Origin of the sequence: Pseudomonas sp. AMR01, assembly GCF_041946035.1 — a bacterium.
Taxonomy (GTDB): Bacteria; Pseudomonadota; Gammaproteobacteria; order Pseudomonadales; family Pseudomonadaceae; genus Aquipseudomonas; species Aquipseudomonas antarctica_B.
In genome coordinates, this window is record NZ_JAUTYR010000040.1 from 17,618 (window position 1) to 42,932 (window position 25,315).

A 25,315-nucleotide genomic window follows, 5' to 3' on the forward strand; every position below is an offset into this window, starting at 1 on the left:
TTCGCTGCCCGCTCACAACAGGAGGCTTACCTTTGCTGAGTCCGTTATTTACAGCCACATCCCACACCCCAGGGGTGCATCGTTCATGAGTGCATCGTCCACCCCGGCCAGCGGCCAAGTGCGCATGAATGCGCCGGTTTTTTACTTCGCCGCGACCTTCATCTTGCTGTTTGGCATCACTGTCATCGTTATCCCGGAGCAGGCGGGTGCCTGGCTGCTGGCCGCGCAAAACTGGGCGGCCAACACGGTCGGCTGGTACTACATGCTGGCGATGACCCTGTATCTGGTCTTCGTGGTGGTCACCGCGCTATCGGGCTACGGCAAGATAAAACTCGGTGCCGACCACGACGAGCCCGAATTCAGTTACCTGTCCTGGGCCGGCATGCTGTTCGCCGCCGGAATCAGCATCACGCTGTTTTTCTTCTGTGTTTCCGAGCCGCTGACGCACCTCGTGCAACCGCCGCAAGGCGCGCCGATGAACGCCGATGCTGCGCGCCAGGCCATGCAGATTCTGTTTCTGCACTGGGGCCTGCATGGCTGGGGCGTGTTCGCCTTTGTCGGTATGGCCCTGGCGTACTTCGCCTATCGGCATAACCTGCCGCTGGCGTTGCGTTCGGCGCTGTACCCGCTGATTGGCAAACGTATCAACGGCCCTATCGGTTACGCAGTGGATGGCTTCGGCATTATCGCCACAGTATTCGGCCTCGGTGCCGACATGGGCTTTGGCGTATTGCACCTCAACTCCGGGTTGGACTACCTGTTCGGCGTGGCCCACACCCAGTGGATCCAGGTCGGCCTGATCACCTTGATGATGGGCGCCGCGATCCTGGTCGCCGTGGCCGGCGTGGACAAAGGCGTGCGGGTGATGTCCGACATCAACATGCTGCTCGCCTGCGCGCTGCTGTTGTTCGTGTTGTTCGCCGGGCCTACTCAGCATTTGCTCAACACCCTGATCCAGAACATCGGTGACTACCTGGGCGCCTTGCCGACCAAGAGTTTCGATGTGTACGCCTACGACAAACCGAGCGACTGGCTCGGCGGTTGGACGGTGTTCTACTGGGCCTGGTGGATTGCATGGTCGCCGTTCGTGGGGCTGTTTATCGCGCGTATTTCCCGTGGCCGCACCATCCGCGAATTCGTGTTTGGCGTGCTGCTGATCCCGCTGGGTTTCACCCTGGCGTGGATGTCGATTTTCGGCAACAGCGCCATCGACCAAGTGCTTAACCACGGCATGACCGCACTCGGCCAGTCGGCCATTGACGACCCGTCAATGAGCCTCTACCTGCTGCTGGAAACCTACCCGTGGAGCAAAACCGTGATCGCGGTCACGGTGTTTATCAGCTTCGTGTTTTTCGTGACGTCGGCCGACTCCGGCACCGTGGTGCTCTCGACCTTGTCGTCCAAAGGCGGCAATGCCGACGAAGACGGGCCGAAATGGCTGCGGGTGTTCTGGGGCGCAATGACCGCGCTGGTCACCAGTGCGTTGCTGTTTGCCGGCAGCATCGACTCGCTGAAATCAGCCGTGGTGCTGACCTCGTTGCCGTTCTCGCTGATCCTGCTGTTGATGATGTGGGGGCTGCACAAGGCGTTCCATCTTGAGTCGCAAAAGCAGATCGCCCAACTGCATTCGTTGGCACCGGTTTCGGCGGCGCGCAAGGGCAGGGGCGGCTGGCGTCAGCGCTTGACCCAGGCAGTGCACTTCCCGTCACGCGATGAGGTGTATCGCTTCCTCGAAGCGACGGTGCGCCCGGCGATCGAAGAAGTGACGGCAGTGTTCGTCGAGAAAGGCCTGAATGTAGTCACTCAGCCCGACCCGGCCAACGACAGCGTCAGCCTGGAAATCGGCCACGGCGAGGAGCATCCGTTTGTCTACCAGGTGCAGATGCGCGGCTATTTCACGCCGTCTTTTGCGCGTGGCGGCATGGGTTCCAAGGAGCTTAACAACCGTCGCTACTACCGGGCCGAGGTGCACTTGAGCGAGGGCAGTCAGGACTACGATTTGGTCGGTTACACCAAAGAGCAAATCATCAACGACATCCTCGACCAGTACGAACGCCACCTGCAGTTCCTGCATCTGGTGCGTTAAGGCTCAGCCGGCCAGACACCTCCCGTGACCATTCCCACGCTGCGCGTGGGAATGGTCGCTGACCTGTCGCAATCTTCGAAAAATGCCCGCTAACCCGCGTCCTTGACGGTTTGCTTAAATTTAATTTCATCCGTGAACTCACCGTTTTGACTCCGAACTGTCATCTGGCCACTGCGTAATTGTGTGAAGCGTTTGACGCTTTCATTTCAGAACAGTGACGGAGACCGGTACCAATGAAGACGTTATTAAGCCCTATGGTGGGTGCCGCCATGGCGAGCTTTATGCTGTCCGCCCACGCCGATTTTATCGATGACAGCCACGCCGATGTGACCCTGCTCAATCGCTACCTCAACCAGCAGGGGCGTGATGTGGTCAACAGCAACGCCAAGGCTCACAGCGTGCGTGATTGGGGCCAGGGTTTCGAGTTCAACTTCAAGTCTGGCTACACCGAAGGGCCGGTGGGTTTCGGCCTGGATTTGCAGGCGTTCTACGGCTTGAAACTGGATTCCGGTGGCGACCTCAACGACAAGGATCACCAGGGCCGCTACCCCGGCAGCATGTTCCCGCTGGACGACGGCAAGTCCGCCGACCAGTTTGGCGTGCTGAGCCCAACCTTCAAGATGCGCTTTGCCAAAGATGAACTGCGCGTCGGCACGCTCTTTGGCAATAACCCGATACTAGCCAACACCGACGGCCGTCTGTACCAACAGACCAATACCGGCGTGCAACTGGTGTCCAAGGACCTCACCGACTTCACCTTCACCGGCGGCGATATCTTCAAGACCAAGATTCGTAACGAAACCGGCGACCAGGGCATGATCACGGCCGGCGGCACCAAAGAGAGCAATCGCTTCCTGTTTGGTGGTGCGGATTACACCGGCATTCAGAACACCACGGTCAGCCTGTGGTACTCCAACCTTGAGGATTACTACCAGCAGTTCTTCCTCGGCGCCAAGCGCCATGACGCCCTGTCGGTGGGTGCAATCGACACCGATGTACGTGTATTCCGCAGCCTGGGTGTCGGCGCCAACGCCGATGGCGACACGGATTTTGCGGGCGCCGGTCTCTACGGTGACGGCACCGGCAAGGGCCGCATCAACCAAACCACCGCCAGCTTGCTGGAGAGCTACAGCCTGGACGGCCACACCGTCGGCCTGGGCATCCAGAAAAACAGCGGCGACAGCGATTTCCCCTACCTCGACTCCGGCCTGAACAGCGGCGACAACCGCCAGGGCCCGGGTTCAGGTGCCGACACTCCGGCGCTGACCAACCTGCAGTTGAATAAATTTCAACACGCCGGTGAGCGCACTTGGCTTGCGCAGTACAAGTATGACTTCGGTAAGCTCGGCCTGACCGGTGTGACGTTCTCCGCCGCCTATGCCCACGGTGATGACATCCGCACCGCACAGGGCACCACCAGCGAATGGGAACGTGACATTGCGGTGGCCTATCAGGTACCGACCGGCACCCTCAAGGGCCTGGGCGTGACCTGGAAAAATGCGCACGCCAGCCCGGACATCACCGGTGCCACCGTGCAGGATGAAAACCGCTTTTATGTGAGTTATGTCGTTCCACTCTGGTAGGCAATTGCTGTAGAACGGAACGGCAGACTTAAGCGATTAAGCTGGTTAACAGGCCCGGGAATAAGCTTATTCCCGGGCCTTGTTTGCCTACGTCCAAGAGAGGATTCGATGACTTACATTGCTGCCGGAAACCGCTATGAATCTATTCCGTATCGCCGCGTAGGCCGCAGTGGATTGGTGCTGCCTGCACTGTCGCTGGGGCTGTGGCACAACTTTGGCGACAGCACCCCCATCGACACCCAGCGCGCCCTGCTGCGCACCGCGTTCGACCTGGGGATCAACCACTTCGACCTGGCCAACAACTACGGCCCGCCTTACGGCAGCGCCGAGATCAACTTTGGCCGTTTGCTGCGCGAAGATTTCAAGCACTACCGCGACGAACTGATCATCTCCAGCAAGGCTGGCTGGGACATGTGGCCCGGCCCTTATGGCCAGGGCGGCGGTTCGCGCAAATACATCCTGGCGAGCCTGGACCAGAGCCTTCAGCGCATGGGCGTCGACTACGTGGATATTTTCTACTCACACCGTTTTGACGCCGACACCCCGCTGGAAGAAACCGCCAGCGCGCTGGCCACTGCCGTGCAGCAAGGCAAGGCGTTGTACATCGGTATCTCGTCTTATTCGGGCGTGAAAACCCGTGAGATGGCGGCGTTGCTCAACGAGTGGAAAGTGCCGCTGTTGATCCACCAACCGGCTTACAACCTGCTTAACCGCTGGGTGGAAAAAGACCTGCTGGACACCACCGAAGAACTCGGTGCCGGGGTGATTGCGTTCACGCCGCTGGCTCAGGGTTTGCTGACTGACAAATACCTCAATGGCGTGCCGGCCGACGCACGGGTAAACCGTCCGGGCGGTGGCTCGTTGCAGGCCAAGCACTTGTCCGAGGCGAACATCGCCCACGTGCGTGCGCTGAATGAAATTGCTCAGCGTCGCGGCCAGAGCCTCGCGCAATTGGCATTGGCCTGGACCCTGCGTGATCCTCGCGTGACCAGTGCGCTGATCGGCGCCAGCCGCCCGGAGCAGATCATCGAAAACGTCGGCGCACTGAAGAACCTGAGCTTCAGCGCTGAGGAGTTGGCTGAGATTGATCGGTTTGCGCAGGAAGGCGGGATTAACCTGTGGGAAAAACCTTCTACCGCTGAATAAGCAGACATCATTCGGTCAAAATGTGGGAGCGGGCTTGCTCGCGAAGGCGGTGTATCAGTCAAACATGTACCGACTGACACTCCGCTTTCGCGAGCAAGCCCGCTCCCACATTGGCTCTCCAGCGTTGCGAATAAAGCTGTCGCGACCCGATCAGTGTGGGAGCCGGGCTTGCCCGCGATGGCGGCGGGTCAGTCGATCAATGTGTTGGCTGTTCTACCGCCATCGCAGGCAAGCCAGCTCCCACACAAGCCAGCTCCCACCTTTGGTTTGCGTCAGGCCGTTAGAAGGGGACATCACCCAGAATCGTCGCCCGGTGCATCACTCGGCGCTGTGGGCGGTAGTCATCCACCGCGTAGTGCTGGGTCACGCGGTTGTCCCAGAACGCCACGTCGTTTTCCTGCCAGCGCCAGCGAATGGTGAATTCCGGGCGGGTGGCGTGGGCGAACAGCAGCTTGAGAATGGCCTCGCTTTCGGCCGGTTCGAGCTCGTTGATTTTTGTCGTAAACCCATCACTGACAAACAGCGATTTACGCCCGCTCACCGGATGCGTGCGCACCACTGGGTGCGACAGCGGTGGGTTCTTCCTGCGGGTTTCTTCCCAGCGCGCCAGGTCTTCGGCGGTGTTGCCAAAGCGTTCCAGCGGGAAGGACTTGGTGAAGTCATGAGTCGCGGTGAGGCCGTCGAGCAATACCTTCAGCGGCTCGGACAACGCCTCATACGCCGCAATGCCGCTGGCCCACAAGGTATCACCGCCAAACGCCGGCAACAGCTTGGCGCTGAGCACTGCGCCCAACGCCGGCGTGGGCAGGAAGGTCACGTCGGTGTGCCACACGGCGTTGTCACGCACGTCGGTCACGGCGGTGTCGAGGATCAGCACTTCTGGTTGTTCCGGCACGTTGGGGTAGATCGGATGAATGTGCAGGTCACCGAAATTCGCCGCGAAGCGTGCTTGTTGCTGCGGGTTGATCGGCTGATCGCGGAAGAACAGCACTGAGTGCCTGAGCAACGCCTGTTCAATGGCGTCGCGCGCTATGTTGTTCAACGGCTGGGTGATATCCACGCCGCTGATCAGGGCGCCGAGGGCGGTGCTTATGGGGGTAACGATCAAGCTGCTCATGCGGTTCTCACTCAGTGTGCCTGGCCATGCCACGGCACCAGTTTTCGCTGCAGGGCACGCAGGCCCATTTCCATGGCGAAGGCGATCAGGGCGATCACCAGAATCCCCAGCACCACCACGTCGGTGACCAGAAATTGCGCCGCTGACTGCACCATAAAGCCCAGGCCGCTGGTGGCAGCGATCAATTCGGCGGCCACCAAGGTGGACCAGCCCACACCCAAACCGATGCGTACACCGGTGAGAATATCGGGCAGCGCGCTCGGCACGATCACATGGCGAATCAGCTGGGCGCGGGTTGCTCCCAGCGACTGCGCCGCACGCAATTTGGCCGGGTCGACGGTGCGCACGCCGGTGGCGGTAGCAATCGCAATCGGCGCGAAGATCGCCAGGTAGATCAGCAGCACCTTGGACAGCTCACCGATGCCGCACCAGATCACGATCAATGGCAAATAAGCCAACGGCGGAATCGGCCGGTAGAACTCGATCAGCGGGTCGAGAATGCCGCGCGCGATGCGGTTGGAACCGATGGCAATCCCCACCGGCACGGCGGTCAGCACGGCAAAGCCCAAGCCCAGGCCGATACGGCTGAGGCTCGCGCCCAAGTGTTGCCAGAGCGTGGAGTCCATGTAGCCCGTGGTCGCCAGCAGCCAGCCTTTTTGCAGCACTGCGGACGGCGGCGGCAGGAACAGCGGCTCGATCAAACCGGTGGCAGTCACGGCCCACCAGATGGCCAGCAGCGTCACCAGCGTCAGCACACTGATCCAGCGTGTGCTCAGGCTGCGGCGCACCGGGATCACCGCGTGTGCCGCCTGCGTGGCGGCGGTGGCGGGGAGTTCGTAGCTGCTCATGCGGACACCTGCCGTTGCGAGAACACTTTGCCCAGCACGTGTTCGCGGGTTTCGATAAAACGCGGGTCGGACTTGATCGCCCGCGCCGATTCACCGGCGGCGTAGCGCTGGCCGAAGTCCAGGCTCAAACGCTCGACGATCTGGCCGGGGTTGGGTGCCAGCAGAATCAAATCGGTGGCGAGGAACACCGCTTCTTCGATGTCGTGGGTAATCAGGAATACCGGCTTGGCCGTGCGCCGCCACACTTGCAGCAGCAGCTCCTGCATCTGTTGGCGAGTGAAGGCATCGAGGGCGCCGAAGGGTTCATCCATCAGCAACACACGCGGGTCGGCCGCCAAAGCGCGCGCCAGGCCGACACGCTGTTTCTGGCCACCCGAGAGTTGCCAGATACGGCGGCTGTCGAAACCGGCGAGGTCCACCAGTGCAAGCATTTCCCGGGCGCGCACTTCACGTTGCGCCTTCGCAACACCGGCCAGTTCAAGGCCGAAGCCAACGTTGGCCAGCACGTCCTGCCAGGGCAGCAGGGCGTCGTCCTGGAACACCACGCCGCGTTCGGCGCTGGGGCCTTTGACCGGCACGCCATCGAGGGTGATGCGCCCGGCGCAAGGTTCGACAAAACCGGCAATCAGGTTCAACAGCGACGTCTTGCCACTGCCGGACGGGCCGAGGGCTACCAGCAATTGCTGAGGCCCAAGGCCCAGTGAAATGTCAGACAGTACCGGTGTTGTGGCGCCTGGGTACTGTGCGCTGATGCGCTCCAGCTGTAGCAAGGCCATCGCAATGAACTCCCGAATCAGTGGGTGATGAACTTGGCGGTCACAAACGGGGCGTAGTCCGGCAGCACGGCGTCAACCTTGCCTTGCTCCTTCAGGAACGCGGCGGTGTCGGTGACAGCCTTGGTGGTCGGTGCGCCCAGCAGGGTCACTTGCTCAGCCGCCAGTGGGTAGACGTTGCCTTGCAGCAGCAGCGGGATGTCACTGGCCTTGGCGCCGGAGAGTTTCACCAGCTTGTCGATGTTGGTGTTGTCGGCGATCCAGGCTTGTGGGTCCTTGCGGTAAGCAGCGTAGGCATCCAGGGTCACTTTGGCGAAAGCAGTGACGATTTCCGGGTGCTTCTCGGCGAAATCCTTACGCACGATCCATGCGTCGAACGTTGGCGCGCCGACTTTGGCCAGTTCGCCGGAGGTGATCAGCACCTTGCCGTTTTCCTTGGCAACGCCCAGCGCCGGGTCCCATACGTAGGTGGCGTCGATATCACCGCGCTTCCAGGCAGCGATGATTGCCGGTGGCGCGAGGTTGAGGATGGTCACTTTCGACGGGTCGATGTTCCAGTGCTTCAGCGCGGCCAGCAGGCTGTAGTGGCCGGTGGACACGAAGGGCACGGCGACTTTCTTGCCGATCAAGTCTTGCGGGCTGTTGATCCCCGAACCGTTACGCGCCACCAAGGCTTCGGCACCGCCGATCTGAGTGGCGACGAGAAAGGTTTCCACCGGCACTTTGCGGGTGATGGCGGCGGTCAGCGGGCTCGAACCGAGGTAGCCGATCTGCACATCGCCCGACGCGATGGCGGCGATGATGTCGGCGCCGTTGTCGAATTTGCGCCAGTCGATGCTGGCGTGGGTGGCTTTTTCATACGCGCCGTCGGCCTGGGCGACTTTGGCCGGGTCCACGGTGGTCTGGTAAGCGATGGTTACATCCGCCGCCTGGGCAAACAGGCTGGCACCAGCCAGGGACAATGCGGCCAGCAGGCGCAGAGGGGTAAGCAGTTTCAAGGGGAAAGCTCCTCAATCAGGCGGCCGAGGGTCGGCGTGTGAGGAGACTAAATGATCTAAGAATACGAAAATAAATAACTTTTTCGCATTAGCTTATGAGGAGAGCGGTGGAAGTAGATCTTCAATTAAATGAGGGCAAATGTGGGAGGGGGCTTGCTCCCGATGGCGGCCTTTCAGTCAATGCATGAGTGACTGATTTTCCGCTATCGGGAGCAAGCCCCCTCCCACATTGAACCGCGTTCGGCTTTTAGTTACTAATCGCCAAAATGCTCGCCTGGTACGACCCGACAAACACATCAAAGTCGCCCACTTCGTTCTGCTCCAGCTCCGACTGTTGCGCCAGCGATTTACGCGCCAGTTCCTCAAAACGTGCCTGTTCCTCGGCAGCCAGCGGCTCACGACGGAAATACTCGGCGTGCACTTCACTCTGATGCAGCGAGAACTGCGCAAAACTTTCTTTGCGCTCGGCCATTGCCGCCAACACCTGCGCGGACGGGGTCAGGGACGAATCCTTGATCTTCGCCAACTGAGCGTCCAGCGCCTGGCTGTGCTCGCTGATGCCGTGGCTTTCATCAAGCATGGCGGCCAATGGTGCGATCTGCTCCAGCAACTCGGTCGCCCATTCCTTCATGTCCACCGCCTGCCCCTGACGCTGCAATTGCAGGCCCGGACGGCGACCTTCCTTGACCACGCTGAGGAAGTTGGAAGTGGCGTTGCCGCACTCGTTGGCGGCAAACAGCGGGCTGTCGTTCAGCGCGCAATACAGCAGGAAGGCGTCGAGGAAGCGCGACTCCGGCAGGTCGATGCCCATCGGCAGGAACGGGTTGATGTCCAGGCAGCGCACTTCGATGTACTGGATGCCACGGGCCATCAGCGCCTGGATCGGCCGCTCGCCGGTGTAGGTCACCCGCTTGGGGCGGATGTTGGAGTAGTACTCGTTTTCGATCTGCAGGATGTTGGTGTTGAGCTGAACCCACTCACCGTCCTTGTGGGTGCCGACTTCGACGTACGGCGCGTAAGGCGTTGCCACTGCTTCGCGCAGGCTGTCGGTGTAGCTGTCCAGATCGTTGTAGCAGGGCGTAAGGCCGGCCTGGGCGTTACTTTGGTAACCCAGGTCACTCATGCGCAGGCTGGTGGCGTAGGGCAAGTACAGGGTGTCGGCGTCCAGCGATTCCAGCTGGTGCGAGCGACCCCGCAGAAAGCCCGCGTCCAGGGCCGGCGAGGCACCAAACAGGTACATCAGCAGCCAGCTGTAACGGCGGAAGTTGCGGATCAGCGCGATGTAGGCGGTGGACTGGTAGTCGCGGTCAGTGCCGACAAACCCGTCAGTCTCCTTAAGCAACGGCCACAGCGCTTCCGGCAACGAGAAGTTGTAGTGAATGCCGGCGATGCACTGCATGGTCTTGCCGTACCGCAGGGCCAAGCCCTTGCGATACACGTACTTGAGCTGTCCGATATTGGAGGTGCCGTAGTAGGCAATCGGAATATCTTCCTCGGCCGGCAACGGGCACGGCATCGAAGGGCTCCACAGGTATTCGCTGCCGAGCTTGGTGTAGGCAAAACGGTGGATCTTGTCCAAGCTGCTCAGGGTGTCTGCCGGGTTGGGCAGGGCAGGCGTGATGAACTCCAGCAGCGACTCCGAGTAGTCGGTGGTGATCAATTCGTTGGTCAGCGCGGCGCCCAGGGCTTCCGGGTGCGGCGTTTGCGCCAGGCGACCTTCACCGGTAACGCGTAGGCATTCACGCTCGATGCCGTGCAAGCATTGCTCTAGCAGGGAGAGGTGTTCGCGCTTGCCGAGCAGGGCCAGGCGGCGGTTGAGAAGTTCGCTCAAGTTGGATTCCTTCACGCGTCAGTCGCCCCAATATGGGGGTGGGCAGGACGGTCTACAAGGGTGAAGTTAAAACTGGCGTGATCGCCTGGTTTTGAGTCAATTTGACTCGCTTTGGAAAAAGCCGACTTCACTCCTTGAATATGGCTATGGCGCGGCGAGAAAATTCCGACGCTGTTGTGTCAGCGCCGAAATTAACTCAAATCGAGGGCGGGGAGCTAGAGGACAGCGAAGGTGCCTTGTGCTTTTGCGACCAGTTTTTCGTCCTGATACACGTCGGCTTCGACCACCAATGTGCGTCTTCCGGCGTGAATCACGCGGCTGGTGCACAGCACGTCACCGTCTTCCACGGCGCGGATGTAATTGATTTTGCACTCGATGGTCGCGCTCTGATGGTCGAAACCATGGGCGCTGGAACAGGCCAGCCCCATCGTAATGTCCACCAGGCTGAAAATCGCCCCGCCATGGAGCTTGCCCGCGCGGTTGCGCAGGTGCGGCTCCAGGGTCAGGGCCACCTCGGCAACGCCTTCTTCAAGGCGCTGGAGGCGGCAGCCGATCAGTTCGCTGAACGCGCTTTGGGTCAAGCCGGCCGGAATTTCCATCAGCGTTTCTTCAACTGCTTTGCGTTGGCGAACAGCGATGCCATGGCGTTGTTGCTCGGCGCGGCGGTTGCAGTCTCTTTGCGCGGCGCGTTGTTCTGCGATTGGCGCGGTGCCGAACCTGGGCGGGCGCCACGGGCACCGTCGATTTTCTCGCCCGGGGTGTCGCTCATGCGCATCGACAGGCCCACGCGTTTACGCGGAATGTCGATTTCCATGACCTTGACCTTGACCACGTCACCGGCTTTCACCGCTTCGCGCGGGTCTTTGATGAACTTCTCCGAAAGCGCAGAGATATGCACCAAACCGTCCTGATGCACGCCGATGTCCACAAACGCGCCGAAGTTGGTCACGTTGGTCACCACGCCTTCGAGGATCATGCCCAGTTGCAGGTCCTTGAGCTCTTCGACGCCTTCCTGGAACTCGGCGGTCTTGAATTCGGGACGCGGGTCGCGGCCAGGTTTTTCCAGCTCTTGCAGAATGTCGGTGATGGTTGGTACGCCGAAGGTTTCGTCGGTGTACTTCTTCGGGTCCAGGCGCTTGAGGAACGCGGCGTCGCCGATCAGCGAACGGATGTCGCGGTCGGTTTCGGCGGCAATTCGCTGCACCAGCGGATAGGCTTCCGGGTGGACGGCGGACGAATCCAGCGGGTTATCGCCGTTCATGACGCGCAGGAAACCGGCGGCCTGCTCAAAGGTTTTTTCGCCCAGGCGTGCGACTTTTTTCAGCGCGGCGCGGGTTTTGAACGCGCCGTTCTCGTCACGGTGGGTGACGATGTTCTGCGCCAGGGTGGTGTTGAGGCCGGAAATACGCGCCAGCAGCGCCACGGAAGCGGTGTTCACGTCCACGCCCACGGCGTTTACGCAGTCTTCCACCACCGCATCCAGGCCGCGCGCCAGTTTCAGCTGCGACACGTCGTGCTGGTACTGGCCGACGCCGATGGATTTAGGGTCGATTTTCACCAACTCGGCCAGCGGGTCCTGCAAGCGGCGGGCGATGGACACCGCGCCACGGATCGACACGTCGAGGTCCGGGAATTCCTTGGAGGCCAGCTCCGACGCCGAGTACACCGACGCGCCCGCTTCAGACACCATGACTTTGGTCATCTTCATGGCAGGGTATTTTTTGATCAGCTCGGCGGCCAGCTTGTCGGTTTCACGGCTGGCGGTGCCGTTGCCGATGGCGATCAGGTCTACCGCGTGCTTGGCGCACAGGGCGGCCAGGATGGCGAGGGTCTGGTCCCATTTGTTGTGCGGCACGTGCGGGTACACGGTGGCGTGGTCCAGCAGCTTGCCGGTGGCGTCAACCACGGCAACCTTGCAGCCAGTGCGCAGGCCGGGGTCGAGGCCCAGCGTGGCGCGCGGGCCGGCCGGGGCCGACAGCAGCAGGTCGTGCAGGTTGTGGGCGAACACGTTGATCGCCTCGGTTTCGGCGCCGTCACGCAACTCGCCGAGCAGGTCGGTTTCCAGGTGCGTGTAGAGCTTGACCTTCCAGGTCCAGCGCACGACCTCACCGAGCCATTTGTCCGCAGGACGGTTCTGATTCTGGATGCCGAATTGTTGCCCGATCATGCCTTCGCACGGGTGCATGGTGCCCGGCAGCTCGTCGCCGACCTTCAGCGCGGAGCTGAGAATGCCTTCATTACGGCCACGGAAAATGGCGAGTGCACGGTGGGACGGCATGCTTTTGAGCGGTTCGTCGTGTTCGAAATAGTCGCGGAACTTGGCGCCTTCTTCCTCTTTGCCGGCGATCACGCGGGCACTGAGGATGGCTTCCTGCTTCAGATAAGTACGCAGTTTTTCCAGCAGGCTGGCGTTCTCGGCGAAACGCTCCATGAGGATGTACTTGGCGCCTTCGAGGGCGGCCTTGACGTCGGCGACGCCTTTTTCAGCGTTGATGAAACGTGCGGCTTCGGTGTCCGGGGTCAGCGACGGGTCGTTGAACAGACCGTCTGCCAGCTCGCCCAGGCCGGCTTCCAGGGCGATCTGGCCCTTGGTGCGGCGCTTCTGTTTGTACGGCAGGTAAAGGTCTTCGAGACGGGTCTTGGTGTCGGCGAGCTTGATGTCGCGTTCCAGTTGCGGGGTCAGCTTGCCCTGTTCCTCGATGCTGGCGAGGATGCTGATGCGCCGTTCGTCGAGTTCTCGCAGGTAACGCAGGCGCTCTTCCAGGTGACGTAACTGAATGTCGTCGAGGCTGCCGGTGACTTCTTTTCGGTAACGGGCGATGAAGGGCACTGTGGAGCCTTCATCCAGTAGAGCGACGGCCGCTTCGACCTGTTGCGGGCGTACACCGAGTTCCTCGGCGATGCGGCTGTTGATGCTGTCCATAAAACCACCTGAAATTCTGAAAGCAGCTCGCAGGCCCGGAAAACAAGGCCTTGCGAGGCTGGTTGAGCGGCCCGACTGGCGCCGCTGCCTGGGTCAAGAGGCAGCCTGTTGACCCTCGAAATCGTAAAAATCACAGAGAACGGAATAAAAAAAGCTACGCAGTGAACGGAATTATCCGATGTCGTCCCCCACAAAGGCGCCGCATTATAACCAGCGTTCTGCCCTTCGGGGGACCTCGCCGATGGTTGTAGGGCGCGGGTTGACTGGCACTGGAGGAAAAATCTGCTAACAATGCACACGGTGCGTATAACGGCAGCTACGCCATAATGCGCGCCGAGATAAGAGGAGCATCTAATGAGCAGCACTGCACAAACTGCTGAAGGCGAAAAAATTCTCATCGTTGACGACGATCCGGGGCTGAGCAGCCTGCTGGAGCGTTTCTTCAACTCCAAGGGCTATCGTGCCCGCGCGGTGCCAAACACCGAGCAGATGGACCGCCTGTTGGGGCGCGAAGTGTTCAACCTGGTCGTACTCGACCTGATGTTGCCCGGCGAAGACGGCCTCACGGCCTGTAAACGCCTGCGCGGCGCGAACAACCAGATTCCAATCATCATGCTGACCGCCAAGGGCGATGAGCTGAGCCGCATCAAGGGCCTCGAACTGGGCGCTGATGACTACCTGGCAAAACCGTTCAACCCTGACGAGTTGATGGCCCGGGTCAAAGCCGTATTGCGTCGCCAGGCTGCACCGGTACCGGGCGCGCCAGGCAGCGAAGATGAAAGTGTCACCTTTGGCGACTACGAACTGTCGCTGGCCACCCGTGAGCTTAAGCGCGGCGAAGAAGTGCACATGCTGACCACTGGCGAATTTGCCGTGCTCAAGGCGCTGGTGATGAATGCCCGCCAGCCGCTGACCCGCGACAAGCTGATGAACCTGGCCCGTGGCCGGGAGTGGGACGCACTGGAGCGCTCTATCGACGTGCAGATCTCCCGTCTGCGCCGCATGATCGAGCCAGACCCGTCCAAGCCGCGTTATATCCAGACGGTATGGGGCGTGGGTTATGTGTTTGTGCCGGATGGCACTGCAACCAAGTGACCGATGATTTGCGGCGGCGGGCATCCTGGCGTTTGACTCGGTGAGAGTCGACGGGCTGCCCGGCGTCTGCAATTCTGCGAGCGCCGCTCGTTTCTGCAAGGTGTCCAGCTGTCTCCTATGAAAACCCCGCTGTGGTTCCCCCAGAGTTTTTTCTCTCGCACCCTTTGGCTGGTGCTGATCGTCGTTCTGTTTTCCAAGGCACTGACACTGGTTTATCTGTTGATGAACGAAGACGTGCTGGTGGATCGACAATACAGCCACGGTGTCGCCCTGACACTGCGCGCCTACTGGGCTGCCGACCCCGAGAACCGCGAGAAAATCGCCAAGGCCGCTACCCTGGTGCGTGTGGCGGGCTCGGGCGTGCCGGAGGGCGAGCAGCATTGGCCCTACAGTGAAATTTACCAGCGCCAGATGCAGGCCGAACTGGGCGAAGACACCGAGGTGCGGCTGCGCATGCATGTGTCACCAGCGTTGTGGGTGCGTGCGCCGAGCCTGGGCCAGGATTGGTTGAAAGTGCCGCTGTACCCGCACCCGCTGCGGGGGCAGAAAATCTGGAACGTGCTCGGCTGGTTCCTGGCCATCGGTTTGCTTTCAACCGCCTCCGCTTGGATTTTCGTCCGCCAACTCAACCAGCCGCTTAAACGCCTGGTGTTTGCGGCCCGTCAGTTGGGGCAGGGGCGCAGTGTGCGCCTGCCCGTCAGCGATACGCCCAGCGAGATGACCGAGGTGTATGGCGCGTTCAACCAGATGGCAGAGGACGTCGAACAGGCCGGCCGCGAGCGGGAGCTGATGCTGGCCGGTGTGTCCCATGACTTACGCACACCGCTGACGCGTTTGCGGCTGTCCCTGGAGCTGATGGGCAACCATTCCGACCTGACGGACGACATGGTGCGCGACATTGAGGACATGGACGCCATCCTCGACCAATTCCTGGCGTTTATCCGCGATGGCCGCGACGAAGTGGTAGAGGTCGTCGATCTGACGGATTTGGTACGTGAGGTCGTCGCACCCTACAACCAGAATGGCGAGCAGGTGCGCATGCGCCTGGAGCCGATCCAGCCGTTTGCGTTGCGTCGGGTATCGATGAAGCGTCTGTTGAACAACCTCATTGGCAATGCATTGCACCATGCCGGTTCGGATGTGGAAGTGGCGGCCTACGTTTCCGGCGACAGCGCTGCGCCTTATGTGGTGCTGAGCGTGATGGACCGGGGGACGGGTATCGATCCGGCTGAACTGGAAGGTATCTTCAATCCGTTCACCCGCGGTGATCGTGCGCGGGGCGGCAAGGGTACTGGGCTGGGGCTGGCGATCGTGCGGCGAATCGCGTCGATGCACGGCGGCAATGTTGAGTTGCGCAACCGGGAAGAGGGTGGCCTGGAAGCGCGAGTGCGGTTGCCGCTTGGGTTGATGCTACCGAGAGATGCCGTCTAATCATCTGTAGAAATCCAAATGTGGGGGCTGGCTTGTGTGGGAGCTGGCTTGCCTGCGATGCAGACACCTCGGTGTATCAGTGATACTGAGGTGATGCTATCGCAGGCAAGCCAGCTCCCACACAAGCCAGCCCCCACATTTTTTTGTGTTGCGCCAAAGCCGGCTGTATATCAGCCCTTGCCCTTGGTCCGAGTCATATTCGGCCCACCACTTTTCTCCAGATGCTGAATGATGATCCCCGCCACATCCTTGCCGGTAGTGGTCTCGATCCCTTCCAGCCCAGGTGAGGAATTCACCTCCATCACCAGCGGCCCGTGATTGGAGCGCAAAATATCCACACCCGCCACGGCCAACCCCATCACCTTGGCTGCCCGCAGCGCGGTCATACGTTCTTCCGGAGTGATCTTGATCAGGCTGGCGCTGCCGCCACGGTGCAGGTTGGAGCGGAACTCGCCCGGCTTGGCCTGGCGTTTCATCGCCGCAATCACCTTGTCACCCACCACGAAGCAGCGAATATCGGCACCGCCGGCTTCCTTGATGTATTCCTGAACCATGATGTTCTGCTTAAGGCCCATGAAGGCCTCAATCACCGACTCGGCTGCAGTCGCGGTTTCACACAACACCACACCGATGCCTTGGGTGCCTTCCAGCACCTTGATCACCAGTGGCGCGCCGTTGACCATGTCGATCAGGTCGGGAATGTCATCCGGGGAGTGAGCAAAACCGGTGACCGGCAGGCCGATGCCACGGCGTGACAGCAGTTGCAGCGAGCGCAGCTTGTCCCGTGAGCGCGCGATGGCCACGGACTCATTGAGCGGAAACACGCCCATCATTTCAAACTGACGCAACACCGCGCAGCCATAAAACGTCACCGAAGCGCCGATGCGCGGGATAACCGCATCGAAGCCTTCCAGCGGCTTGCCCCGGTAGTGAATCTGCGGCTTGTGACTGGCGATGTTCATATAGGCACGCAACGTGTCGATCACCACCATTTCGTGGCCACGTTCGGTGCCGGCCTCGACCAGGCGGCGGGTGGAATACAGACGCGGGTTTCGCGACAGCACAGCGATCTTCATGCAGCACCTGGGGCAGAAATAGTGGAGACCGGGAACACCGGCTTGTCTTGAACGTACTTGACGCCGGGACTGACCACCAGATGGCCGTCAATCAACGCCTTGGAACCCAGCAACAGGCGGTAACGCATAGCCTTGCGGCAGGCCAGGGTGAACTCCACCCGCCACACCCGATCGCCCAGCGCCAGTGTGGTGCTGATCACGTAGCGCACCTGCGCGTGGCCATTGGAGCTCTTGATGGTTTTCATCGTCACCAGAGGCGCTTCGCAGCGGCGGTGACGCAGCTGCACCACGCTGCCCAGGTGCGCGGTAAAGCGCACCCAATTCTCCCCGTCGCGCTCAAACGGCTCGATATCGGTGGCATGCAGGCTGGAGGTGCTGGCACCGGTGTCGATCTTTGCGCGCAGGCCAGCAACTCCCAAGTCGGGAAGTGCCACCCACTCACGCAGACCCACAACGGTCAAATGGTCAAATGTCTTCAATATGGGTAACCGGTTAATTCGCCCAAGCCTGAGGTGTAACCTCGGCAAGGGCTTTGAATGCGGGCTTGGCGAACCAGTAGCCCTGCATCAGAAATATTCCGCAGTCGGACAGGAAGTCGCGCTCCCCGGCACTTTCAATGCCTTCGGCGATGACAGTAACCCCCAACTGCTCACAGATTGTGACAATCCCCTGGACGATTACCTGGCGGACACGGTCCTGATCGACATCGCGAATCAACGCCATGTCGAGCTTGATCAAGTCAGGTTGGAAATCGGCCAGCAGATTCAGCCCTGAATAGCCCGCGCCGAAATCATCGATCGCGGTCTTGAAACCGAATTCGCGGTATTCACGCAGAATATTCATCAAATGGCGATGGTTATCTACATGCTCACTTTCGATGGTCTCGAAAATCAGCCGATCCAGCGGAAAATTATGCGCGCGGGCTGCCTCCAGCGTACTGCGGATGCAGAGTTCTGGCCGGTACACCGCATTGGGCATGAAGTTGATCGAAAGGTGGGACTGCATCCCCAATGCGGCGGCCCCGGCAATTGCCTGCGTGCGGCAGCGCTGATCGAAACGGTAGCGATTGCTTTCATTCACCTGGCTCAGCACCGACAGCGCACCTTCGCCGTGAGTACCCCGTACCAACGCTTCATGGGCAAAAATCGACTGATCGCGCAGGTCTACGATAGGTTGATAGGCGAAGGCAAAATCGAAACCCAGGGGCTCGCTTTGCTGGCAGCCCACGCAACGCTGGCCCGGCTCGGTGGGTGAAGTGGGAAAGTCGGTCACAGCGTATCCTCGCGAAATCAGGGTTCTACCTGGCGTATCTTAGGTGAGCTCAAGGGTTTATGCGTCGAAGGGTTTCAACGTTAAAGTTGCGACATTTTTCAGAGCGAGGAATTCAAGTGGCTCAAAAGCACGAAGAGGAAGAAAAGGTCCGTTTGGACAAGTGGTTGTGGGCGGCGCGTTTCTATAAAACCCGTGCCCTGGCCAAGGCTGCCATTGAGAGCGGCAAGGTGCACCATCGCGGCGAGCGCTGCAAGCCAGGCAAGGAACCGCGCGTCGGCGATGAGTTTCAGATTCACATCGGTTTTGATGAAAAAACCATCGTGGTGCAGGCGCTGTCCATCGTGCGCCGTGGCGCGCCTGAAGCCCAGGCGTTGTACGCCGAGACCGAAGCCAGCATCGCCAAGCGCGAAAATGCGGCGGCGATGCGCAAGGCGGGTGCCACCGGCATGACCACCGATGGCAAGCCGAGCAAGAAGCAGCGCCGCGATTTGTTCAAGTTTCGCGGCAGTGGCAATGACGACTGACTTGAGTGAGCACAAACCTTCCACCCATAGCGGACCAAATGTGGGAGCTGGCTTGCCTGCGATAGCGGTGGGTCAGTGACCAAGTTGCCGGCTGACCTGACGCCATCGCAGGCAAGCCAGCTCCCACATGAGCCAGCTGTGTCAGGCGGCTGCGCGCATGAAGCTCAATCGCCCCAACACGGGCAATCTACCGAGCAACTCAAACACCGGCGCCGTCACCCGCAACAAAGCTCCCGCCACCATCGCCGCAAACGGCGTGTAATACCCCCATCCCAACGCCAACAGCGCCAGCAATACCCCGCCGATGTAGTCGTCCTGGCCCCAATGCGCACCGGCCACCAACCTCGGCATCATGAACAACAGCGCCAGCCCCCAGATCACCAGCACCTGCCCGATGCGCTTGGCAAACACCGTCATAAACATCCCCCAAATCAACAACACCGACGCATGGTCCCCCGGGAAACTCTGGCTCGAACGGTCCTTCAACTCCCAGGTTTTTTCCAGGCCTGGGAAATACTCACTCATATGGACCGCACCGCTAATCACCATCGACGGGCTGCTGTGCTGCCAGCCCATCAGCACCGCGAGCTTGGAAAACAGCATGCGGATAAACAGTAGCAACAACAAAATGCCGAAGAACCCGAAAAACGCCTCCCGCACCTGCACGGCCTTGAACACCCAGCCACCGCGCATCAACAGCGTCAGCAAAATCACCCCGACCACTGCATCAAATGGCCGCAAACTGGCCACAGCCCACACATGCAGCCAGGCAGTACTGCTCGCCAGCGGGTCATTGAGCAGATGAAACAGCCACTCGTCGAAAACCACACACAGCCTCTGACCCGTGGGCCACAGCCAAAAACACAGCAGCGCGATTGCGAGTAGATTGCAAAAGGCCCACCGCCCGAGGTTCCACCTGGCTTGGAACAAACCCGGATTGTTCATAAACTGTCCCCCATCACTTTAGAAAGCTGCACCAAAATGGTGCTAAAGCGTTTAATTCTATAAAGCTTGTCATCAACTTGTCATCAATTCAGATACCCAGACCTATGACTGATCTACCGGATACCGACTTCACCCAACGCTTTATCTTCGACGAGAACGACGCCCGCGGCGAACTGGTCTCGCTGGAGCGCAGCTATGCCGAAGTCCTCGCCAAGCACCCCTATCCGGAGCCGGTCGCGCAATTGCTCGGCGAGCTGATGGCGGCAGCGGCGCTGCTGGTGGGCACCATGAAGTTCGACGGTTTGCTGATATTGCAGGCCCGTTCCGACGGCCCGATTCCGATGCTGATGATCGAGTGCTCCAGCGAGCGCGAAATCCGTGGCCTGGCGCGTTACGATGCCGACCTGATCGCGCCGGACGCGACCTTGTCCGACTTGATGTCCAACGGCGTGCTGGCGATTACCGTGGACCCGACGGAAGGCCAGCGTTACCAAGGCATCGTCGACCTCGACGGCGAAACACTGTCGGACTGCTTCACCAATTATTTCGTGATGTCCCAGCAAGTCGGCACCAAGTTCTGGCTCAACGCCGACGGCAAGCGCGCCCGTGGCCTGCTGTTGCAGCAATTGCCGGCGGACCGCATCAAGGACGACGACGAGCGCATCGACAGCTGGCGCAAACTCACCGCACTGGCCGGCACCCTGACCGCTGAAGAGCTGTTGGGCCTGGACAACGAAACCATCCTGCACCGCCTCTACCACGAAGAAGCCGTGCGCCTGTTCGACGAACAGGGCCTGCGCTTCCGTTGCAGCTGCTCGCGTGAGCGTTCCGCCAATGCCTTGGTCAGCCTGGGCCTGGAAGATGCGCAGAATTTGGTAGTGGAGCACGGCGGCAATATCGAAATCGACTGCCAGTTTTGCAACCAGCGCTACCTGTTCGATGCTGCTGATGTAGCCCAATTGTTCGCCGGAGCAGGCATCGACACCCCTTCCGACACCCGCCACTAAAACGTTTAAGCACAGGTAAATCACCTGACGAACGCCGGATTAGCGCAGTTCTGACGGGAGGGCCCTACTCTTTTTGGGCTTTTCTGGCATAATCCGGCCCACTTTTTTCGCGGTAGTAGTGCGCAACTTTCTACTACAAAACGTTTGGAGCACTCGGCCATAGGCCGACGGGGAACCTCATGACGCAAGCCAACAACGCCGTATACACCGATCTGAGTGTTGACGATCTGGTTAAAGAAGCCCTGCAGCGCGGTGAAGGCGTGCTTGCCGATACTGGCGCGCTGGTCGTCGAGACCGGTCACCGCACTGGCCGTTCGCCGGTTGACCGCTTCATTGTTGAAGAGCCATCCACCCAGGATGCAATCGCCTGGGGCCCGATCAACCGCAAGTTCCCGGCCGACAAGTTTGACGCCCTGTGGAACCGCGTAGAAGCATTCAACAACGCGCAAGAGCACTTCGTTTCCCACGTTCACGTAGGGGCTGCCGAAGACCACTACCTGGCCGTCAAAATGACTACCCAGACGGCCTGGCAGAACCTGTTCGGCCGCTGCCTGTTCATCAACCCGGCCCAATACAACCCGGCCGGTCGTGATGAGTGGCAAGTGCTCAACGTGGCCAACTTCGAGTGCGTGCCAGAGCGTGACGGCACCAACTCCGACGGTTGCGTGATCCTCAACTTCGCACAGAAAAAAGTGCTGATCGCTGGCATGCGTTACGCCGGTGAGATGAAAAAAGCCATGTTCTCGGTGCAGAACTTTCTGCTGCCGGCAGCCGACGTGCTGCCAATGCACTGCGCTGCCAACATTGGCGAAGCGGGCGACGTGACCTTGTTCTTCGGTCTGTCGGGCACCGGTAAAACCACCCTGTCGGCCGACGAAAGCCGTTACCTGATCGGTGACGACGAACACGGCTGGGGCGAAGGCGTAGTGTTCAACATCGAAGGCGGTTGCTATGCCAAGTGCATCGACCTGTCCGAGAAGAACGAGCCGGTCATCTGGAAAGCCATCAAGCACGGCACCGTGCTCGAAAACGTGGTGATCGACGATGCCAAGCACGCCGACTACACCAACGTCAGCCTGACCCAGAACAGCCGCGCGGCCTACCCGCTGGAGCACGTTGCCAAGCGCTCCGAGCACAACCTCGGTGGCGAGCCAAACGCTGTGATCTTCCTGACCTGCGACCTGACCGGCGTACTGCCGCCCGTCTCGATCCTCAGCGAAGAACAAGCGGCCTACCACTTCCTGTCCGGCTACACCGCTTTGGTGGGCTCGACTGAAATGGGTTCGGGCAGCGGCATCAAGTCGACCTTCTCCACCTGCTTCGGCGCGCCATTCTTCCCACGCCCGGCCGGTGAATACGCTGAACTGCTGATCAAGCGCGTGCGCGGCTTCGGCTCCAAGGTCTACCTGGTCAACACCGGCTGGACCGGCGGCGGCTACGGCGTCGGCAAACGCTTCAACATTCCGACCACTCGCGGCGTCATCGCAGCGATCCAGAGCGGCGCGTTGATCGGTGCTGAAACCGAACACCTCGACACCATCAACCTCGACGTGCCATTGGCCGTTCCGGGCGTTGATACCGGCCTGTTGAACCCACGTAATACCTGGGCTGACAAGGCTGCTTACGATGAAGCAGCGAAGGCGCTGGCCGGTTTGTTCGTTGAGAACTTCAAGAAGTTTGAAGTGAGCGACGCGATCAAGGCTGCCGGTCCTAAGTTGTAAGATTCGGTTGTTGTGAAGAAGCCGCCCTCAGGGGCGGCTTTTTTGTGCGCGAAGGGTTAGTGGGCGATGTGCAAAACCACGGCGCCGACCAGCACCAACACCACGCCCAGCACTTGCACGGCGGATAACCGCTCCTTGAAAAACACAAAGCCTAGAATCGCCGCAATCCCGCCCGACAATCTACTGATCACCGTCACCACCGATACAGACCCTGCCATCGCCCCCCACGAAAATGCCGAGAAGCCGCCCAGGTTCATCACGCTCGCGCCGGTCAACGTTGCGCAATTTTTCAGCGGCGGTATTTTCAAACCGTCCCTTATCTTCAGCACCATCACCACCAACACGCACAGGCCCACCAGATAACCCAGCCACAGCATGGTGATCGGCCCTAACGCCGGCAATGTGTAGCGGCCTTGCAGCCAGAAGCTGGTGCCGTACAGCAACGCGGCGAGCAAGGCGTAGGCGATGGACAGGCGCGGGTTGTTGTGGGGAGCGCCGTTGTCCTTGTGGAGGCTGGAGAGGGTTACGCCGATGACGCACACGCCGATGCAGCCGAGTTGAAGCAAGCTGATGTGTTCACCGCTGGCCCACGACAGCAAGGTGGTGACCACGCCGTAGGACGTCACCAGCGGCGCGACGATGGCAGCTTTGCCCAACGCGAACGCCTTCGACAGCGCGAGGGCGCCGGAGACGGTGAGCAGGGCGGCGGCGATGCCCAGGAGCCACACGCTCAACGGGGCATTGAGGGATTTGAGCAGGAAGGTCGGGAAGATGACCAGCAGCAAGGTCATGATCAAAAAACCGAGTGCTTGGCCGAAATACACCGCGCGTTTCACGCCGACGGCGCGGGCGTTGAGGCCCACGAGAAAGTCCGTGCCGCCCCAGAGCAGGGCGGCCAGCAGGCCCATTGTTACGTCCATGTAAAGTCCCTGTTGTTTTATGCGCAGCTCGCCAGGTTAACGCGAATTCAATGTGGGAGCCGGGCTTGCCCGTGATGCAGGCGCCCCGGTGAATCAGTCCTGGCAGGGTGATGCTATCGCAGGCAAGCCAGCTCCCACATTTGGATCTTCGGTGCTCTTGGGTTAGCTGAGGTTTTCCAGAGTCTGCGTATCCCAGCTGTGGGTTTTGATCGCCAGATACAGCATGCCAATAGTCAACGGCACTTTATCGCCACGGCCCCTGGCGCGCCGCTTCAGGAACACATCGAACACCGGCGGCTTAAAGTAACGGTAAGCATCGTAATCGCCCAGGTCGATCACAAATTCCTGTTCCAGCGCATCCATGAACTGTTTGGCCTCGGCACCGTCGCAGCCCAGGTTGAAGTTGAGCGAAGTGTCGAGACGAATGGTTTTGTGTTTCGGCAGGCCGATTTCTTCGTGCAGCAATTGCAGAAGCTGCTGCATCACGGGGTCATCAGGGAAATCAGGGGCCAGGTTCATGGTCGGGGCACGCAGGAGTGGGTGAGGGTTGCGTTGTCGGCGGTATTTGTTGCGGGTGATCAAGAGTGCCAAGCCTATCAAGAATACGAAGACAGGCAAGAAAGGCATTTTTAGGAATGCTGCCACGTTGGGCAGTAGCCAATTCATCGTGAGCCCTGCCACGAGACAGGCAATTGCGATGCGCTGTCTGACCAGGGGGGCTTTGATTTGATAATGCAGCATCAAATACATCAGGAGAAAAAAGGCGGGTTGAAGGTACAGGGCCATATGACTAAGTCTCGTCCGTGTAGACATGCATTGAGAGAACACTAGTTTCAGTCAGGCGAAGGTAAAATATGTAGGGGGTAGAGCAGGTGTTTTAAGCAGTTTGGGAAGGGTATGACGCTGCTTTGGACGGTTTCCTACAGGGGCTTCTCGCAATTTAAGGTCGACCGGGATTTGTTGGAGAAAACCGGACAAATGTGGGAGCGGGCTTGCCCGCGATGGCAGTCGTTCAGGTAAAGAAATACAGCCTATGAGGACGCCATCGCAGGCAAGCCAGCTCCCACAGTTTTAGCTATGTGGCTGGTTTGGATTTAACGGGTTATCGACTGCCGGTTGCAGCTGCACGTGCTGCGCAGCTTCCAGCAAATCGCAGCCGTCCTGCATGAGTAGGTACAGGGCATTGATGATGTGAGAGATGTCTTTGAGGTCGGCGTGTTCGTAGGTCAGGCAGGTGAAGGTTTCCAGTAGGTCGGTGGCGGCGCGGATGCGCTGGTGTGCGGCGCACTGGATGTCTTCTGCTGTGGCTTTGGTGTCGATGACGAGCGGGTGGGTGTCGGTGAAGTTGGTGCGCAGTTGGCGATAGCGATTGCCAGGAACATTAAGCTTTGTCATTGCGGGTATTCCGATACAGATTCAAAGAAATACGCCAAGCGAATTGGCACGTTTATCTCTGCTGTTTTTCGGGTGACCAAGCCCGGTCGCTGAGTTGGCAGCGACGGGGCAAACCTTAGAAGTGAGCGTAATTTGGAGCAATAGACAGATGGTTTATCGAGTGGCGGCTCATCAAGGGCTTGCCGGTTTCTCAAATCGTTCCCACACAGAGCGTGAGGAACGATCAGTCACTTTCAGTGAGAGGTGTCACGGGGGACTGGTACTTGGCGAGAACGGCTTCGCGGGTCGGCAGGGGTTGATCGACGTCGGCGGGGTGGGTATCGAACCCTTCCAGGCGTAGGCTGGCGAGGTAATTGGATCGGCGGATCTTATGGTAGTGATCCTGTTTTTGCTCAAACGTCGGTTCGCTCATTACCGCGTACTCCTGGGTGGCAATGCTCGACTTTAGCGCAATGCTTAGCTCGCACACTGGATATAAATTGAACGCAGAACTCATAGTTTAGCAGTGACCCAGAACTAAAAAATGTGGGAGCTGGCTTGCCTGCGATAGGCATAGTTATCTACACAATTCGAGCCAGACGCTTAAACACCAGTCGGTAGGGCTTTCGTGGCGAGCGGGCTTGT

Annotated in this window: 23 protein-coding genes; 8 read left to right on the plus strand and 15 right to left on the minus strand. The window is 59.9% G+C overall.

Annotated elements, in window-relative coordinates; all coding sequences use genetic code 11:
• Window positions 1-124: 124 nt before the first annotated feature.
• The 3 genes from betT (at window position 125) to mgrA (ending at window position 4,815) form a co-directional block, all read left to right on the plus strand.
• Complete coding sequence (gene betT / locus Q7C20_RS23140; RefSeq protein WP_375070559.1) at window positions 125-2,086, plus strand: choline transporter BetT; 1,962 nt, start codon at window positions 125-127, stop codon at window positions 2,084-2,086.
• 254 nt (window positions 2,087-2,340) lie between these two features.
• The gene (locus Q7C20_RS23145; RefSeq protein ID WP_375070561.1) at window positions 2,341-3,669 is read left to right on the plus strand and encodes an OprD family outer membrane porin; all 1,329 of its coding nucleotides are present in this window, start codon (window positions 2,341-2,343) and stop codon (window positions 3,667-3,669) included.
• 108 nt (window positions 3,670-3,777) lie between these two features.
• Window positions 3,778-4,815 carry an L-glyceraldehyde 3-phosphate reductase gene (gene mgrA, locus Q7C20_RS23150; protein WP_375070528.1) on the plus strand — a complete coding sequence of 346 codons (1,038 nt, stop codon included), beginning with the start codon at window positions 3,778-3,780 and terminating at the stop codon, window positions 4,813-4,815.
• A gap of 280 nt (window positions 4,816-5,095) precedes the next feature.
• Here the strand turns inward: mgrA and tauD are convergent, their stop codons facing one another.
• From tauD to Q7C20_RS23185, 7 genes are all read right to left on the minus strand, one after another.
• A complete protein-coding gene (gene tauD, locus Q7C20_RS23155; RefSeq protein WP_375070530.1) occupies window positions 5,096-5,932 on the minus strand; it encodes a taurine dioxygenase in 837 nt (278 codons plus the stop codon).
• Between the two features lie 11 nt (window positions 5,933-5,943).
• Window positions 5,944-6,780 carry a taurine ABC transporter permease TauC gene (tauC, locus tag Q7C20_RS23160; RefSeq protein WP_375070532.1) on the minus strand — a complete coding sequence of 279 codons (837 nt, stop codon included), beginning with the start codon at window positions 6,778-6,780 and terminating at the stop codon, window positions 5,944-5,946.
• Window positions 6,777-7,556, minus strand: a complete 780-nt coding sequence (tauB, locus tag Q7C20_RS23165; RefSeq protein WP_375070534.1) for a taurine ABC transporter ATP-binding subunit — start codon at window positions 7,554-7,556, stop codon at window positions 6,777-6,779. The genes tauC and tauB overlap by 4 nt, the downstream gene beginning before the upstream one ends.
• Window positions 7,557-7,573: 17 nt before the next feature.
• Entirely contained in the window at window positions 7,574-8,551 is a 978-nt protein-coding gene (gene tauA, locus Q7C20_RS23170; RefSeq protein WP_375070536.1) for a taurine ABC transporter substrate-binding protein, read from the minus strand.
• Window positions 8,552-8,798: 247 nt separating this feature from the next.
• A complete protein-coding gene (gshA, locus tag Q7C20_RS23175) occupies window positions 8,799-10,382 on the minus strand; it encodes a glutamate--cysteine ligase (RefSeq protein WP_375070538.1) in 1,584 nt (527 codons plus the stop codon).
• 215 nt (window positions 10,383-10,597) lie between these two features.
• On the minus strand, window positions 10,598-10,981 hold the full coding sequence (locus tag Q7C20_RS23180) for a PaaI family thioesterase (RefSeq protein ID WP_348056222.1): 384 nt from the start codon (window positions 10,979-10,981) through the stop codon (window positions 10,598-10,600).
• Window positions 10,981-13,305, minus strand: coding sequence for a Tex family protein (locus tag Q7C20_RS23185; protein ID WP_375070541.1), 2,325 nt, complete (start codon window positions 13,303-13,305; stop codon window positions 10,981-10,983). The genes Q7C20_RS23180 and Q7C20_RS23185 overlap by 1 nt, the downstream gene beginning before the upstream one ends.
• Window positions 13,306-13,659: 354 nt before the next feature.
• Between Q7C20_RS23185 and ompR the strand changes: the two genes are divergently transcribed.
• Together ompR and Q7C20_RS23195 are read left to right on the plus strand one after the other, a co-directional pair.
• The gene (gene ompR, locus Q7C20_RS23190; RefSeq protein ID WP_053255745.1) at window positions 13,660-14,400 is read left to right on the plus strand and encodes a two-component system response regulator OmpR; all 741 of its coding nucleotides are present in this window, start codon (window positions 13,660-13,662) and stop codon (window positions 14,398-14,400) included.
• A gap of 117 nt (window positions 14,401-14,517) precedes the next feature.
• The gene (locus tag Q7C20_RS23195) at window positions 14,518-15,831 is read left to right on the plus strand and encodes an ATP-binding protein (protein ID WP_348054915.1); all 1,314 of its coding nucleotides are present in this window, start codon (window positions 14,518-14,520) and stop codon (window positions 15,829-15,831) included.
• Between the two features lie 170 nt (window positions 15,832-16,001).
• On the opposite strand, the gene rimK is transcribed toward Q7C20_RS23195, so the two are convergent.
• Genes rimK through Q7C20_RS23210 form a run of 3 tightly spaced genes read right to left on the minus strand, consistent with a single transcriptional unit; the run spans window position 16,002 to window position 18,179 of the window.
• Window positions 16,002-16,907, minus strand: coding sequence for a 30S ribosomal protein S6--L-glutamate ligase (rimK, locus tag Q7C20_RS23200; RefSeq protein WP_348054914.1), 906 nt, complete (start codon window positions 16,905-16,907; stop codon window positions 16,002-16,004).
• Window positions 16,904-17,386, minus strand: a complete 483-nt coding sequence (locus tag Q7C20_RS23205; protein ID WP_375070545.1) for an ATP-dependent zinc protease — start codon at window positions 17,384-17,386, stop codon at window positions 16,904-16,906. The genes rimK and Q7C20_RS23205 overlap by 4 nt, the downstream gene beginning before the upstream one ends.
• A 13-nt stretch (window positions 17,387-17,399) precedes the next feature.
• A complete protein-coding gene (locus tag Q7C20_RS23210) occupies window positions 17,400-18,179 on the minus strand; it encodes an EAL domain-containing protein (protein WP_348054913.1) in 780 nt (259 codons plus the stop codon).
• 116 nt (window positions 18,180-18,295) lie between these two features.
• Between Q7C20_RS23210 and Q7C20_RS23215 the strand changes: the two genes are divergently transcribed.
• Window positions 18,296-18,703, plus strand: a complete 408-nt coding sequence (locus tag Q7C20_RS23215; RefSeq protein ID WP_375070547.1) for an RNA-binding S4 domain-containing protein — start codon at window positions 18,296-18,298, stop codon at window positions 18,701-18,703.
• 141 nt (window positions 18,704-18,844) lie between these two features.
• On the opposite strand, the gene Q7C20_RS23220 is transcribed toward Q7C20_RS23215, so the two are convergent.
• Window positions 18,845-19,648 (minus strand): phosphatase PAP2 family protein, encoded by an 804-nt coding sequence (locus Q7C20_RS23220; protein ID WP_375070549.1) that lies wholly within the window; start codon window positions 19,646-19,648, stop codon window positions 18,845-18,847.
• A gap of 104 nt (window positions 19,649-19,752) precedes the next feature.
• Between Q7C20_RS23220 and hslO the strand changes: the two genes are divergently transcribed.
• On the plus strand, window positions 19,753-20,655 hold the full coding sequence (gene hslO / locus Q7C20_RS23225; protein WP_348054910.1) for an Hsp33 family molecular chaperone HslO: 903 nt from the start codon (window positions 19,753-19,755) through the stop codon (window positions 20,653-20,655).
• Window positions 20,656-20,834: 179 nt separating this feature from the next.
• Complete coding sequence (locus Q7C20_RS23230; protein WP_375070551.1) at window positions 20,835-22,376, plus strand: phosphoenolpyruvate carboxykinase; 1,542 nt, start codon at window positions 20,835-20,837, stop codon at window positions 22,374-22,376.
• 56 nt (window positions 22,377-22,432) lie between these two features.
• Here the strand turns inward: Q7C20_RS23230 and Q7C20_RS23235 are convergent, their stop codons facing one another.
• From Q7C20_RS23235 to Q7C20_RS23250, 4 genes are all read right to left on the minus strand, one after another.
• A complete protein-coding gene (locus tag Q7C20_RS23235) occupies window positions 22,433-23,296 on the minus strand; it encodes an EamA family transporter (protein ID WP_375070553.1) in 864 nt (287 codons plus the stop codon).
• Between the two features lie 162 nt (window positions 23,297-23,458).
• Window positions 23,459-23,815, minus strand: a complete 357-nt coding sequence (locus Q7C20_RS23240; RefSeq protein ID WP_375070563.1) for a DUF1493 family protein — start codon at window positions 23,813-23,815, stop codon at window positions 23,459-23,461.
• A 552-nt stretch (window positions 23,816-24,367) separates the two neighbouring features.
• A complete protein-coding gene (locus Q7C20_RS23245; protein WP_375070555.1) occupies window positions 24,368-24,691 on the minus strand; it encodes a hypothetical protein in 324 nt (107 codons plus the stop codon).
• Between the two features lie 223 nt (window positions 24,692-24,914).
• Window positions 24,915-25,103, minus strand: coding sequence for a YhfG family protein (locus tag Q7C20_RS23250; protein ID WP_375070557.1), 189 nt, complete (start codon window positions 25,101-25,103; stop codon window positions 24,915-24,917).
• Window positions 25,104-25,315 lie beyond the last annotated feature (212 nt).